Below are 13,891 nucleotides of genomic sequence, written 5' to 3' on the forward strand. Positions count from 1 at the left end.
TCGATTCCCTGGTTTCCTAGCGGCACTGCCAGTTCGGCGCGCGCTTCTCGACGAAGGCCCGCGGTCCCTCGGCGGCGTCCTCGGTGCGCACCACGCGCTCCCGGAACGTCTCGGCGAGGATCTCGCCCTCCAGCAGCGGCAGGTCGAGGGTCTTGTGGATGGCCAGCCGGGTTCCGCGGACCGCCAGCGGCGCATTGGAGTTGACGACGGCGGCGATCTCGTGTGCGCGTTCGAGCAGCCGGTCGTGTTCGACGACCTCGGTGATCATGCCCAGTTCGTAGGCCCGCTGCGGAGTCATCCGTTCGTGCTTGCCCATCAGCGCCATGCGCAGCGCCACCGACCGCGGCAGCGCCCGGGCCAACCGCACCATCTCGCGGGCGGCCACCAGCCCGATGCTGACGTGCGGATCGAAGAAGCTGGCCCGGTCCGAGGCGATCACGATGTCGCCGGTGGTGACCCAGTCCAGCCCGGCGCCGCAGCAGATCCCGTTGATGGCGGCCAGGACGGGCTTGGCCATCCGGCGAAACGGCGGGGTGCCCTCCTGCGGTGCCTCCCACTGGTCGTAGGTGGACAGGTAGGGCCTCTCGTAGATGACCTTGCCGTCCTCGGGGATCTCCTTGACGTCGGCTCCGGTGCAGAAGGCGCGGCCGGTGCCGGTGACGATCATCAGCCAGACGTTCTCGTCGCTCTCGGCCTCCTCGTAGGCGGCGCGCAGCTCGTTGATCATGTGCGGCGAGAGCGCATTCAGTGCCTCGGGGCGGTTGAGGGTGATGGTGGCCGTGTGGCCGTCCAGCTCGTAGGTGATGGTGTCGAACGGCCCCGCGGACGGAGCGGACATGTGGTTTCCCTTCGGTGGTGGCTGCCGGTGTCTAGCGGCCCTGGAAGTCCGGCGGTCGCCGTTGCGTGAACGCCGCCAGGCCCTCCTTGAAATCGCCGGTACGGCAGGACAGTTCGAGGTTGGACAGTTCCTGGGCCATGGTCTGGGCCAGGGTGGCGTGCGCGCCGTAGGCCAGGGCCTGTTTGGCCAGGCCCAGAGCCACGGTGGGGCCGCCCGCCAGCCGGGTCAACAGGGCGTCGGCCTGATCGTCGAGGTCCCCGGCGGAGGCCGCCGCGTGGATCAGCCCCCACTCGGCGGCCTCGGTTCCGGACACCTTCTCGCCGAGCAGCAGCATCCGGCGTGCCCGGGCCACACCGGCCAGCCGCGGCAACAGCCAGCTGGCCCCCGAGTCCGGGCTGAAGCCGCGGTCCAGGAACGGCTCCCAGAAGGTGGCCCCGGTGTCGGCGAAGGTGAAGTCGGCCGCCAGTGCCAGGTTCGCGCCCAGACCGACCGCCCAACCACGGACCGTGCACACCACCGGCAGGTGGATGGTGGTCACCAGTTCGATCGCGCGGTTGGCGGTCAGTGGAATGCGCCGAACCAGATCGCCGCTGCGCGGGCGCTGACCCCCCGCATTGGTGGACACCCAGTCCGCCCCGGTGCAGAAGTGTCCACCGGCCCCGGTGATGCCGATCGCACGCAGCGTGTCGTCGGTGGCGGCGTCGGTGAGTAGGCGGACCAGGCTGTCCACCATCGGCCGGCTCAGGGAATTGCGGCGCTGCGGTCGATCGAGGGTGATGCGCAGGACGGCGCCGTCGCGCACCGCCGTCACCGACCCGTCGGGCGGGGCGGTGGATCCGGTGTCGGATCCGGTGTCGGCACTCACCTGCAGCGGGTCCCTTCGAGAGCGATATGGATAGCCATACGGTACGTGCTTCGGTTACTATCCTGTACAAGTTAGCAAGGAAAGGCCGCCGATGGAACAGGGGAGGCGCGACGGGTGACCGGCCAACGGATCCGCCAGCCCCGGGTGGCCGAGATTGTGGCCGCGCGCCTGCGGGAGGACATCCTGACCGGCCGGCTGCGGGAGGGCGACGTGCTGCCGTCCCAGGAGAACCTGTTCACCGAATTCGGGGTCAGCCCGCCCGCCGTGCGGGAGGCCGTGCATCTCCTGGAGACCGACGGCCTGGTCTCGGTGCGGCGGGGAAACATGGGTGGGGCCGTGGTCCAGGCGCCGTCGGCGGCCAGGACCGCGCACATGATCGGAATGGTGCTGCAGTCGCGCGGGGCCCGGCCGGCCGACGTCAGCGGGGCGCTGATCCAGCTGGAGCCGATCTGTGCGGGAATGTGCGCCTCGCGCACCGACCGGCACACCGAGGTGCTCCCCTTCCTGGAGGCCGAGATAGCCGTCCAGACCGAACAATTCGACGACGCCGCCCGCTACGTTCCCAACGCCCGGCGATTCCACGAGGAACTGGTCTCCCGGTGCGGCAACGAGCCGATGATCCTGCTCATCGGGTCGCTGGAGCTCATCTGGTCGGCCCACGAGTCGGCCGTCTGGGGGGACGGCGAGGCACCGGCGGACGGACCGTCCGGGGAGTCGGCACCGCCCGACGCGCACCTCGCCCGGCAGACCAGACGGGCCGCGCTGCGCGACCATCAGCGCCTGCTGGAGGCCATCCGCGACGGCGACGCGGCCCGGGCGGTGCGGATCGCCGGCGCCCATCTGGCGGCGGCGCGCAGCAACACCCTGGCCGCCGGATCGAAGCGAACCATCGAGGCCCGTCTGATATCGGACACCGACCGCTGGTTCGGTGCCCGCAACGGAAGCATCCACAGAAAGGAGTCCGGGCAGTGACCGCTTCGGACACGACAGACGACCGCGTGCTCTTCGACGTCGACCGCGACAGCCGGATCGCCACGATCACGCTGAACAACCCGGCGCAGCGCAACTCCTACGACGCGAGTATGCGGGACAGTCTGGCGCGCTGCCTCGACGCGGTGGCCGAGGACGACGATCTGACCGTGGTGCTGCTGCGCGGTGCCGACGGGGTGTTCAGCACGGGCGCCGACATGAACAACGCCTACGGCTGGTACGGGGGTGAGCGCAAGGGCGGCGCCGACGGTGCCGAGTCCACTCGCCCGCCCGCCAAGAGCCGGCCCAGCCAGCGCCGCCGCCTCACCGTCGACCGAAAGTCGTTCGGCTTCTACCACAACCTGATGGGCTTTCCGAAGGTCACCGTCGGTGAGGTGAGCGGATACGCGCTGGGCGGCGGCTTCGAGATGGCGTTGATGACGGACATCGCCGTGATCGGGCGCGACACCCGAATCGGCATGCCGGCCACCAGGTTTCTGGGGCCCGCCCTGGGCAGTCTGCACATGTTCTTCCACCGTCTCGGTCCGGTGCTGGCCCGCCGGATGCTGCTGACCGGCGACATCATCGAGGCCTCGGAGATCGAGCACCTGGGGGTCTTCACCGAGACCTGTGCGCCCGGATCCGTTGCGGGGCGCGCCCGTTACTGGGCCCAGAAGGCGGCCAAGATGCCCGCCGACGGCGTGGTGATCGCCAAGGAGGCGTTCCGGCTCGTCGAGCAGAGCCAGGCCTACCAGGGCGAGGAGGTCTGCAGCTACCTGTTCCACGCCTACGGGACGAACCTGCAGTTCGCCCCGGGGGAGTTCAATTTCGTCAAGACCCGTGCCCAGCACGGGACCAGGGAGGCGTTCCGGCTGCGTGACGAGCACTTCCACGTCCCGGAGCCCGAGTGAGTGTGCGACGGCACGCATCCCCGGAACGGCCGGGGGGTGACGGGTGCGGAATCTAGCGCTTCGGGGACCGCGGGGCCTTGGCGGCGGTCTTCTTCGCCCGCGGTCTGGCCGTCCGGCCGGCCGCCTTGGCGGTGCCGATCCGGCGTTCGGCGTTGTCCAGGATGCACTCGAGCGTGAACTCGAAATTCGCGTCGTCGGTGGCGATGAGGTGATGGCCGGCCGCGCTCACCCGTGCCAGCAGCGGGGCGTTGTCCGCGTCGATGACCATGGCGTCCTGCAGGGCCGGCGCGCCGTCGTCGGCCGCGGCGTTCTTCTCGTAAAGCCGTTGCAGCACCACCGATCCCCGAACATGCACCGACATGGCCGAGTAGGTGTCGAAGGCGTCCTCGGGGGACAGCCCGGCCTCGACCAGGCTGGCGATCGCTTTCTCCACCTCGAGCACACCGAGCTGGGCCGCGCGCGGGCTCAACGCCGAGCGGATCAGGATCAGGTCGCACAGGATCGGATTGCCCAGGAAGGTTTCCCGCATGATCCGGGCATGGTTGCGCAGGGTCTCGCGCCAGTCGCGGGACTCGACGTACGGGGTGGCGAACACGTACTGGCGCAGCGCGCGGTCGGTCATCGCGTTGAGCAGGTCGTCCTTCTTGCGGAAGTACCAGTAGATGCTGGTGACGCCCACCCCGAGATGCTTCCCGAGCAGGGGCATGCTCAGGTTGTCGATGCCGACCTGTTCGGCGAGCTCGAACGCGCCCTTGATGATGTCGTCGGGATTGATCGAGCCGCGCTCCCGCCGTTGGCGTTTCTCGGCGGTCGCTTGCTTCGCCACGACGGGCACCTCCAAAGAATCGTTCCCGCGTTCCGTGGACCCGGCGATCCGCGCCGGTCCCCTCCGGGAAATCTACCGGCAGTGTGCCCGCTTACTGCGTGTACAGCGCGCGTGTCACCGCCGGACGTTCCGGTCAACCTTACCGGTAGCCATCCGGTTGTAGGGCCGCCCGGTGCGTCCGTGAGACGAGTGCCACAGCAACGCGGCGGCTGTGAGCCCGTCGACAGGTATTTACCGTAATGGGTATGGTAATGACTTCCGGGAGTGCCCGTGCGGGATCGGGGAAAGGGAACGCGATGGCGGTGCCACACCTCGAGGTCACACCGCGGTACCGCTCCGAAACGGTACTCCCGCGTGGGTTTTCCCGCGTCGCCCCGGCCGCCCGACCGGCGGGGAGGTAGCGCGGTGGATCTGGGGCTCGGTGACGCCAAGGCGGTCGTGGTGGGCGGCAGCCGCGGAATGGGCCGCGCCACCGCGCGGTGCCTGGCCGACGACGGCGCCCGGGTGGCGGTGATCGCGCGCAGCGCGGCCGGGCTCGACGAGACGGTCGCCGATCTGTCCGGTCGCGGCAGTCCCGACGCGGTCGGGCTGGTGGCCGACGCCGCCGACGAGACACAGGTGGCCGAGGCCTTCGACGGGCTGGCACGGCGTTGGGGTGGCGAACTCAACATTCTGGTCAACGCCGTCGGTCCCAGCGTCCAGGGCCGCTTCGAGGACCTCGACGACGAACAGTGGCACCTGGCCGTCGGCGGCGGAGCCATGACGATGGTGCACTGCGTGCGCGCCGCGCTGCCGCTACTGCGCCACGCGCGGTGGGCGCGGATCGTGAACTTCTCGGCCGCCTCCACCCAACGCCAGGGGGTCACCCTGGCCGCGTACACCGCCGCCAAGGCGATGGTGGTCAGCGTGTCGAAGAACCTGGCGCTGGCCCTGGCGCCCGACGAGATTCTGGTCAACGTGATCTCACCGGGCAGCGTGGCCTCCGAGGCCCTGGTCGGCTGGGCCCGGTCGGTGGGGGTCGACGCCGAGGACCCCTATCGGTTGATGGAGGCCATCACCGAGCACTTCGGCCACCCCGCGCACCTCCCGAGGGCCGGGCTGCCCGAGGAGATCGGGCCGGTCGTGGCCTTCCTGGCGTCGCGGCGCAACTCCTACATGACCGGTGCCAACGTCAACGTCGACGGCGGCACCGACTTCACCTGAGTCTCGGCTCACGTTCGCCCGGCGAGAGGAGCACCATCGTGGCGACGGCACAGCAGGCCCGGTCCTGGGCGCGGAGTGCGTTGCGGGGCATCGGCGATTCGCTGTACACCCCGTTCTCGGGCCCCGGCGGCGACGACATCGACTGGGACGCCTACACCGAACTGGTTCGCTACTGTGTCGCCGATCTGGGCCACCCAATGCTGTGGTGCACCAGCGGGGTCGCCGAGTTCTGGTCCCTGACGATCGACGAGCGGAAACGGCTGCTGGAGTTGGCGATCGAGGTCGGTCGCGCACACAACCCGGACCTGGTGGTCCAGGCGTGCACCGCGGCGACGTCGGTCAAGGACTGTGTGGAGCTGACCCGCCACGCCGAGCAGTCCGGCGCCGACATCGCCTACATCCAGACACCGATGATGGAGACCCACGGCGGGGAAGGGGTGCTGCGCTACTTCGCCCATGTCGCCGAGCGCACCGACATCGCGTTGGGCATGTTCAATTCGCCGTCGTCGGGCTACGTGCTCAGTGCGGCCGAGAGCGCACGGATCTATGACGAGATCCCGGCGGTGTGTGCCACCAAGGAGGGGGCGTTCCGGCCGCGCAACAGCCGGGCCCTGCACGCGCTGGCCCCCGGGCTGGTCATCTGGGAGTGCGACCTGACGGTCTACCGGGCGGGGTGGCTGCGCGCCGGGATCGTGTGCCCGGCGCAGCTGGGCACCGTCGGTTACCTGCACGAGACCCCGCAGCGGCGGATCGTGAGCGAATACTGGGAACTGGTCTACAACGACAAGCTCGTCGAGGCGATGGACTACGCGGCCGAGTCCGGGATGGACCGGTTCGAGTCCGACATGGGCTCGTGGTTCGTGTGCTACCCGGGCCGGTCCGACTACTTCACGCACTGGGGAGCGGCCTTCAAGCACGCCGCGTCGGTGCTGGGACTGCCCATCGGCGACTACCCGCATTCCCGTCCTCCGCAGGCGCTGCTGCCCGACGCGGCGAAGGCGCAGATCGAGGCCGCCTACACGCGGCTCGGGCTGGTCGAAAAGTGCTAGCTGATCAGGTCTTCACCGTCCCCGGCGGGCGTCGGCGGACGCGTTGCGGAATGCAGTACCGATAGGTATACAGTATGTACCTGGAACAGCACTGGGAACGCACGTGGACAGCAACGTCGATCCTGCGGTCCGCCGGCGCCGAGCGGGGCCGGTACGCAGATGAAGGGGGACAGGCCCGATGAGCGTCGCCGACGACAGCGCGGTCGCCGAGCAGTCCGGCGCGTCCGGCGGCGCGGTGCTCTACGAGGTCCGGGACTCCGGCGTCGCGGTCATCACGTTCAACCGCCCGGAGCGGATGAACGCCTGGGGTGGGGCGCTGGCCACCGGCTTCTACCGCTGCGTCGAGGCCGCCGAGGCCGACCCCGCGGTGCGCGTCATCGTGATGACCGGCAGTGGGCGGGCGTTCTGCGCGGGTGCCGACATGGGCAACCTCGACTCGATCTCGACCACCACGGTGGAGTCGGCCGGCAAGACCGATGTCAGCGCGCTGGTGGCCGAGAAGCATCCGTACTTCCTGACCCAGCTGTCCAAGCCGGTGATCGCGGCGATCAACGGCTCGATCGCCGGGATGGGGCTGTCGCAGGCCCTGATGGCCGACATCCGCTTCGCCGCGGCCGGAGCGAAATTCACCACCTCGTTCGCTCGGCGAGGCCTGATCGCCGAGTACGGCATCTCCTGGATTCTGCCGCGACTGGCCGGCTGGGGGGCCGCCACGGACCTGCTGCTGTCGGGACGCACCTTCTTCGCCGAGGAGGCCGCCGAACTCGGCCTGGTCAAAGAAGTGGTACCCGGTGAACAGCTGATGGAGCGGACCCTGGCCTACGCCGAGGACATGGCCCGCAACTGCGCACCCAGCTCCCTGGCCGTGATGAAGCGCCAGCTCTATGCCGACGCCGGCCTGCCGATCGTCGAGACCAGCACCAGGGCCGAGAAGTTGATGCACGAGTCGATGACCCGCCCCGACTTCATCGAGGGCATCACGGCCTTCTTCGAGAAGCGCGCACCGAACTTCCCGCCGCTGACTTCGCACGGCGAACAGAGCTGACCGCACAGGACCGAGAGGACGTCCCATCATGACGAAACTGGATTATCGGGCGATCGACGTCGACAACCACTACTACGAACCCGTCGACGCCTTCACCCGCCACCAGCCCAAGGAATTCCGCAGTCGCGGTGTGCAGATGGTGCAGGACGGCAGGCGCACGCTCGCGGTGTTCGGTGGCGTGGTCAACCACTTCATCCCCAACCCGACCTTCGACCCGATCATCGAGCCGGGCTGTCTGGATCTGTTGTTCCGCGGCGAGATTCCCGAGGGTGTCGATCCGGCCTCCCTGATGAAGGTGGACCGGCTCGCCGACCATCCCGAATACCAGAACCGGGATGCCCGCGTGCAGATCCTGGACAAGCAGAACCTCGAAACGGTCTTCATGCTGCCCACCTTCGCCTGTGGCGTCGAAGAGGGGCTCAAGCATGACATCGAGGCGACGATGGCCGCGGTGCACGCCTTCAACCTGTGGCTCGACGAGGACTGGGGTTTCGACCGGCCGGACCATCGGATCCTGTCCGCCCCCATCATCTCGCTGGCCGACCCGGACAAGGCGGTCGAGGAGGTCGAATTCGTCCTGGCCCGGGACGCGAAGCTGGTGTGCGTGCGGCCCGCGCCGGTGCCGGGTGCGGTCAGGCCGCGGTCGCTGGGCGACCCGCTGCACGACCCGGTGTGGGCGCGGCTGGCCGAGGCCGGCATCCCGGTCGTCTTCCACCTGTCGGACTCGGGATACATGGCGGTCCCGGCACTGTGGGGCGGCAGCGGGGTGTTCAAGGGGTTCGGCAAGCGGGATCCGCTCGACATGGTGCTGATGGACGATCGCGCGATCCACGACACCATGGCCTCGATGATCGTGCACCAGGTGTTCACCCGGCACCCGAAGCTGAAGGTCGCCAGCATCGAGAACGGCTCGTATTTCGTCTACCGGCTGATCAAGCGGCTCCGGAAGTCCGCCAACAACGCTCCCTACCATTTCAAGGAAGACCCGGTGGAGCAGCTCAGGAACAACGTCTGGATCGCGCCGTACTACGAGGACGACGTCAAACAACTGGCGGACACCATCGGCGTCGACAAGATCCTGTTCGGCTCCGACTGGCCGCACGGCGAGGGCCTGGCGGACCCGATGAGTTTCACCGCCGACATTCCTCAGTTTCCCGAGTTCAGTGCCGAGGACACCCGAAAGGTGATGCGCGACAACGCACTCGATCTGCTGGGCGTCAACGTCCACGCAGCGGTGTAGGCGGCGCACCGTGACGTGGCATCACCGCGCGACGGTCCCGGGCGCCGGGCCCGCCGGGGTCTGCCGATGAGCGAGTGGACGATCGGGGCGGTACTCGACGCCGTCGCCGAGGCCGTGCCCGACCGGGTGATGACGGTGTGCGGGGACCGCCGCAGCACATTCGCCGAGTCCGCCGAACGAACCCGCCGGCTGTCGAACTACCTGGCGGGCCGGGGTTTCGGGGCGCATACCGAACGTGACGAGCTCGGCAACTGGGAATGCGGCCAGGACCGCGTGGCCCTGATCATGCACAACGACCTGTACCCGGACATGGTCATCGGCTGTTTGAAGGCGCGCGTGGTGCCGGTCAACGTCAACCACCACTACACGCCGCGCGAGGTCGCCGAATTGCTGGCCTACGTCAGGCCGCGGGGCATCATCTACCACCGCTCCCTGGGGGCGAAATTCGCCGACGTGCTGCCCAGCGAGGGTGCTGAACTGCTGGTGTCCGTCGACGACGGCAGCGACTATCCCGAGCTGGCCGGCGCGGTCACCCTCGACGAGGCGCTCGCGCAGGGTGGCAACGACGATGGCAACGTCGATGGCAACGTCGATGGCAACGACTATCTCAGCGACTATCGCAGTGTCCCCTCGCCGGACGACCTGCTGATGATCTGTACCGGCGGCACCACCGGCCGCCCCAAGGGCGTGCTGTGGCGGCAGTCCGACATGTACGTGGCGTCGATGAACGGCGACGACCACGAGCACGCCGGACAGATCCACGACAAGGTCGCCAATGCCGGCCCACCCTGGTTCGCCGTCTCCCCGCTCATGCACGCCGCCGGCCTGTGGACGGCGTTCTCGGCGATCCTGTCCGGCCAGACCGTCGTGCTCTACGACACGATGCGCGGGTTCGACCCGGCCGCGGTGCTCGAGACCGCCGAGCGCGAGAAGGTCGGACTGATGACGATGGTCGGCGACGCCTACGCGGCGCCGCTGGTCGAGGAACTGAGCCGGCGCAGCTACGACCTGTCGTCGCTGTTCGCCATCGGAACCGGTGGGGCGGCCACCAATCTCAAGCATCAGCGGGCGTTGCTGGAGTACCTCCCGCACATCACGCTGATCAACGGGTTCGGCTCCTCGGAGACGGGCAACATGGGCTTCGGCCACAGCCAGCGCGGCACCCACGCCGACACGTTCACCTTCCGTGCCGGCGGCCTGGTGCTCTCCGAGGACTACAGTCGTTTCCTCGCCGCGGGAGACGACGAGGTGGGCTGGGTGGCCCGCTCCGGTCGCATCCCCCTGGGCTACTTCGAAGACAGGGCCGCGACCGTCAAGACCTTCCCGGTGGTACAGGGACGGCGGGTGGTGATCTCCGGCGACCGGGCCGCGGTGGACGCCGACGGGACACTGCGGTTGTTCGGCCGGGACTCGCTGGTCATCAACACCGGCGGGGAGAAGGTCTTCGTCGAGGAGGTCGAGGAGGTGCTGCGTGCGCACCCGGCCGTGACCGATGCCCTGGTGGTCGGCCGCGACAGCGAGCGTTGGGGGCAGGAGGTGGTGGCCCTGATCGCGCTGCGCGACGGCGCCGAGGAGCGCGGTGAGCTCGCCGATGCCCTGCATGCCCACTGCGCGGCGGACCTGGCGGGTTTCAAGGTGCCCAAGGCCTTCATCGTCGTCGACCGGGTACGCCGGCTGGGCAACGGGAAGGCCGACTACCGATGGGCAAAACAGCAAGCGGCGCAGCATGTCTCCACAATCCGGGACGTCGCCGGCGCCGAGGGAAGCCGAGGATAGGCCCAGATGACCCGACCCGAGACCCCAGCTGCAGCGTCGTCTGCGGCACCACCGGTGATCGACTGCCTGGTCAACGTGCACTTCGGCGAGACCGAACACCAGCCCCAGTTCATGACGAAGGTCCGCGACGACTACTTCAAGGGCCCCAAGTCGATGTTCGACCCGGTGGACCTGTCCGAGTTGCTCGACGAGATGGACGAGCACGGTGTGGCCAAGGCCATCCTGATGGACAACCTGGCCAAGCCGTCGGTCACGGCCCGCAAGTTCGTCGAGGCCCGCCCCGACCGCTTCGCGCTCGCGATGGGCGGGGTCAACCTGCTGCGCCCGGTGGCCTCGCTGCGGGAGCTGTCCGCGACGGTGGCCGACCTGCCGGTGGCCTACGCGGTGGTCGGGCCCAGCTTCTGGGCCGACGGCCAGTACCCGCCCAGCGACGCGGTCTACTACCCGCTGTACGCCAAGTGCGCCGAGATCGAGCTGCCGCTGTGCGTCAACACCGGGATCCCGGGGCCCCCGATCCCCGGTGAGGTGCAGAACCCGATCCACCTGGACCGGGTGTGCGTACGTTTCCCCGAGCTCAAACTGTGCATGATTCACGGCGCGGATCCCTGGTGGGACATCGCGATCCGGATGTTGATCAAATACCGGAACCTGCGGTTGATGACCTCGGCATGGTCGCCGAAGCGGTTGCCGGACGCCCTGCTGCACTACATGCGGACCCGTGGGCCCAAGAAGATCATCTTCGCCTCCGACTGGCCGGTGCTGCGCCAGCATCGGGTGGTGCCGGAGGCCAAGGCTCTCGACCTGCCCGCCGAGGCGCTGGAAAGCTATCTGTACCACAATGCCGACGAGTTCTTCTTCGGCGGACAGTCCGACCGAGATCAGGAGCGGTGATGGATCGTTACGAGTTGCGCCGGCTGGACTACAGCCTGACCGAGGACCACACCGACCTGCAGGCCGCCTACCGTCAGCTGCTGGAGGCGCACTGCCCGATCGAGACGGTGTGGGCCGCCCAGGAGACCGGGTTCGACAAGAGCCTGTGGGAACGCCTGTGCGCCATGGGTGCCACGTCGATGGCGGTGGGTGAGCAGGCCGGCGGCGACGGGGCGACACTGGTGGACCTGGTGCTCGTCGCCGAGGAACTGGGCCGCGCCCTGGCTCCGGTGCCGTGGATCGATCACGTCTGCGCCGCACGGCTGGCCGAGCGCCTGGGTGTCGTCGAGTCGGACGTGATCGAGGGCAGTCGTCTCCTGGCCCTGGATGCGTCCCCGCAGGCTCAGGCCGGCCCCCGGCTCGTCGGGTCGGCGTCGATCGCCGACGGGATCGTCGTGTGTGACGGTGCGGACGTCGTCCTGCTGACCTACGCCACCAGGCCCGCACGGGTGGCCAACCTCGGTCAACTGCCCATGGGGTGGGTGGATCCGGCGTCCGCCGACACCCGCACGGTCCTCGGTTCGGGCCCGGATGCGCTCGCGGCCTACCGGCGCGCCCTCGACGAGTGGCAGGTGCTCACGGCCGCCGCGCTGTGCGGTCTGGTCGAGCAGACGATGACCATCGCCGCGGAGTTCGCCAAGACCCGCTACACCCTCGGTGTCCCGATCTCCACGCTGCAGGCGATCTCCCACCCGCTGGCGAACATGGCCATCGTCGTGCAGGGCGGGCGCAACCTGGCCCGGCGCGCGGCCTGGTTCCTCGACAACGAGCCCGAGGAGCGGCCCGAACTGCCGGGCTGTGCGTTCGTGTTCATGGCCGAGGAGGCGCCGAAGGCGGCCACGATGGCGGTGCACGTGCAGGGCGGTCTGGGGGTGTCCACCGAGGCCGCGGCGACCGCCTATCTCGTGCGCGCCCGTGGTTGGGCGCTGGCCGGGGGCGATCCCGGGCTCACCGCCAAGCACATCGCCGAGATCGTCGCCCGGCGCGAGGGCGCGCACACCCCCGAGTCCGTCGCCGAGACGGTGTAAAGGAATTTCCCACAATGGATTTCACCCTGGTAGACCTGGACGACGATGACCGGGCATTCCTGACCGAGGTGCGGGACTTCCTCGCCGAACACGTGACCGACGAGGTCCGTCGCCGTGACCGCGACACCGGCGACAACTTCGACGAGGGTGTGCACCTGGCGATCGGCGCCGCGGGCTATCTGGAGAAGGAGTGGAGGCCGGAGTCCGAGGGCGGCTTCACCCGGGTCCGGCGCCGCATCTGGGAGCTGGAGAAGCGGCGCGTGCACGTCCCGTGGGTGACGTGGGGGACCACCTCGATGGTGGCGCGGGCGGTGGCGGCGTTCGGGAAGCCCGAGCTGGTGGACGAGGTGCTGCCGAAGGTCTTCAGCGGGCATGTCCGGATGTGTCTGGGCTACACCGAACCCGAGGGCGGCTCGGACATCGCCACCTGCAAGACCAGGGCCGTGCGCGACGGCGACCAGTGGGTGATCAACGGCTCGAAGATGTTCACCACGGGTGCGCACAACTGCCAGTACGTCTTCCTCATCACCAACACCGATCCGGGCGCGCGCAAACACAAGAGCCTGAGCATGTTCCTGGTGCCGTTGGACCTGCCGGGAATCGAGATCCAGGGTATCCGCACCGTCGACGGGGACCGGACCAACATCGTCTACTACAGCGATGTGCGGGTCGACGACAAGTACCTGCTCGGGGAGGTCAACGGCGGCTGGACGGTGCTGCGCGGCCCGCTGGACGCCGAGCACGGCGCGGTGGCCTCGGCGCCCGACGGGCTGCAGGACGTGACCATCATGGCCCACCAGGCCGGGTTCATGTCCGCGGCCGTCGACGCCGTGGCGGCCCGGGTCGCCCGGCCCGGGCCCGACGGCCGGCGGCCGGTCGATGACGGTTCGGTGGCCTATCGGCTCGGGCGCAGCACCGCGCGGCTGGAGGCCGCCCTGTCCACGCCGAGCATCTTCGGCCGGGTCTCGCAGGCGCAGACCATGCGCGACATCAGCGCGGACCTGATGGACATCGCCGGGCCGGCCTCGGTGCTGCCGATCGAGACCGACGGTGCCGCCGACGACGGCGCCTCGGAGTACCTGTACCGCTTCGCGCCGCTGGCCGGGATCTACGGGGGCACCCTGGAGGTGTTCCGGAACATGATCGCCCAGCACGTCCTGGGGCTGGGTAAGCCCGCCTACGCCGCCCCGGCCAACAAGTAGTCGCCTTCC

General features: G+C 69.0%; 13 protein-coding genes. 10 read left to right on the forward strand and 3 right to left on the reverse strand.

Annotation, left to right across the window (positions count from 1 at the left end; translation table 11 throughout):
• Positions 1–16: 16 nt before the first annotated feature.
• Together CSR00_RS01440 and CSR00_RS01445 are read right to left on the reverse strand one after the other, a co-directional pair.
• A complete protein-coding gene (locus tag CSR00_RS01440) occupies positions 17–838 on the reverse strand; it encodes an enoyl-CoA hydratase/isomerase family protein (RefSeq protein WP_099020611.1) in 822 nt (273 codons plus the stop codon).
• 31 nt (positions 839–869) lie between these two features.
• Positions 870–1,703, reverse strand: coding sequence for an enoyl-CoA hydratase/isomerase family protein (locus CSR00_RS01445; protein WP_099020612.1), 834 nt, complete (start codon positions 1,701–1,703; stop codon positions 870–872).
• A 114-nt stretch (positions 1,704–1,817) separates the two neighbouring features.
• On the opposite strand from CSR00_RS01445, the gene CSR00_RS01450 reads away from it, so the two are divergent.
• Positions 1,818–2,675: a FadR/GntR family transcriptional regulator gene (locus CSR00_RS01450; protein WP_099020613.1), complete on the forward strand. Its 858-nt coding sequence runs from the start codon at positions 1,818–1,820 to the stop codon at positions 2,673–2,675.
• Positions 2,672–3,583: an enoyl-CoA hydratase/isomerase family protein gene (locus CSR00_RS01455; RefSeq protein ID WP_099020614.1), complete on the forward strand. Its 912-nt coding sequence runs from the start codon at positions 2,672–2,674 to the stop codon at positions 3,581–3,583. The genes CSR00_RS01450 and CSR00_RS01455 overlap by 4 nt, the downstream gene beginning before the upstream one ends.
• A 52-nt stretch (positions 3,584–3,635) precedes the next feature.
• Here CSR00_RS01455 and CSR00_RS01460 read toward each other — a convergent pair whose 3' ends face one another.
• Positions 3,636–4,409 carry a TetR family transcriptional regulator gene (locus CSR00_RS01460; protein WP_099020677.1) on the reverse strand — a complete coding sequence of 258 codons (774 nt, stop codon included), beginning with the start codon at positions 4,407–4,409 and terminating at the stop codon, positions 3,636–3,638.
• A gap of 405 nt (positions 4,410–4,814) precedes the next feature.
• Here CSR00_RS01460 and CSR00_RS01465 point away from each other — a divergent pair, with 405 nt between their 5' ends.
• The 8 genes from CSR00_RS01465 (at position 4,815) to CSR00_RS01500 (ending at position 13,882) form a co-directional block, all read left to right on the forward strand.
• Complete coding sequence (locus CSR00_RS01465) at positions 4,815–5,612, forward strand: SDR family NAD(P)-dependent oxidoreductase (RefSeq protein WP_099020615.1); 798 nt, start codon at positions 4,815–4,817, stop codon at positions 5,610–5,612.
• Between the two features lie 38 nt (positions 5,613–5,650).
• Positions 5,651–6,661, forward strand: a complete 1,011-nt coding sequence (locus tag CSR00_RS01470) for a dihydrodipicolinate synthase family protein (protein ID WP_099020616.1) — start codon at positions 5,651–5,653, stop codon at positions 6,659–6,661.
• A 178-nt stretch (positions 6,662–6,839) separates the two neighbouring features.
• A complete protein-coding gene (locus CSR00_RS01475) occupies positions 6,840–7,706 on the forward strand; it encodes an enoyl-CoA hydratase (protein ID WP_099020617.1) in 867 nt (288 codons plus the stop codon).
• A gap of 28 nt (positions 7,707–7,734) precedes the next feature.
• Positions 7,735–8,946 (forward strand): amidohydrolase family protein, encoded by a 1,212-nt coding sequence (locus CSR00_RS01480; RefSeq protein ID WP_099020618.1) that lies wholly within the window; start codon positions 7,735–7,737, stop codon positions 8,944–8,946.
• 66 nt (positions 8,947–9,012) lie between these two features.
• Positions 9,013–10,722, forward strand: coding sequence for an acyl-CoA synthetase (locus tag CSR00_RS01485; protein ID WP_099020619.1), 1,710 nt, complete (start codon positions 9,013–9,015; stop codon positions 10,720–10,722).
• Positions 10,723–10,728: 6 nt separating this feature from the next.
• Positions 10,729–11,613, forward strand: a complete 885-nt coding sequence (locus CSR00_RS01490) for an amidohydrolase family protein (RefSeq protein WP_099020620.1) — start codon at positions 10,729–10,731, stop codon at positions 11,611–11,613.
• Entirely contained in the window at positions 11,613–12,680 is a 1,068-nt protein-coding gene (locus CSR00_RS01495) for an acyl-CoA dehydrogenase family protein (protein ID WP_099020621.1), read from the forward strand. The genes CSR00_RS01490 and CSR00_RS01495 overlap by 1 nt, the downstream gene beginning before the upstream one ends.
• A 14-nt stretch (positions 12,681–12,694) precedes the next feature.
• A complete protein-coding gene (locus CSR00_RS01500; protein ID WP_099020622.1) occupies positions 12,695–13,882 on the forward strand; it encodes an acyl-CoA dehydrogenase family protein in 1,188 nt (395 codons plus the stop codon).
• Positions 13,883–13,891 lie beyond the last annotated feature (9 nt).

The sequence above is a fragment of the Mycolicibacterium palauense genome, from assembly GCF_002592005.1.
Classification (GTDB): domain Bacteria; phylum Actinomycetota; class Actinomycetes; order Mycobacteriales; family Mycobacteriaceae; genus Mycobacterium; species Mycobacterium palauense.

Bases quoted from the DNA above. Each gene is read 5' to 3' on its own strand.
- CSR00_RS01440 (WP_099020611.1), bottom strand. From the start codon at position 838: ATGTCCGCTCCGTCCGCGGGGCCGTTCGACACCATCACCTACGAGCTG.
- CSR00_RS01475 (WP_099020617.1), top strand. From the start codon at position 6,840: ATGAGCGTCGCCGACGACAGCGCGGTCGCCGAGCAGTCCGGCGCGTCC.
- CSR00_RS01480 (WP_099020618.1), top strand. From the start codon at position 7,735: ATGACGAAACTGGATTATCGGGCGATCGACGTCGACAACCACTACTAC.
- CSR00_RS01485 (WP_099020619.1), top strand. From the start codon at position 9,013: ATGAGCGAGTGGACGATCGGGGCGGTACTCGACGCCGTCGCCGAGGCC.
- CSR00_RS01490 (WP_099020620.1), top strand. From the start codon at position 10,729: ATGACCCGACCCGAGACCCCAGCTGCAGCGTCGTCTGCGGCACCACCG.
- CSR00_RS01495 (WP_099020621.1), top strand. From the start codon at position 11,613: ATGGATCGTTACGAGTTGCGCCGGCTGGACTACAGCCTGACCGAGGAC.
- CSR00_RS01500 (WP_099020622.1), top strand. From the start codon at position 12,695: ATGGATTTCACCCTGGTAGACCTGGACGACGATGACCGGGCATTCCTG.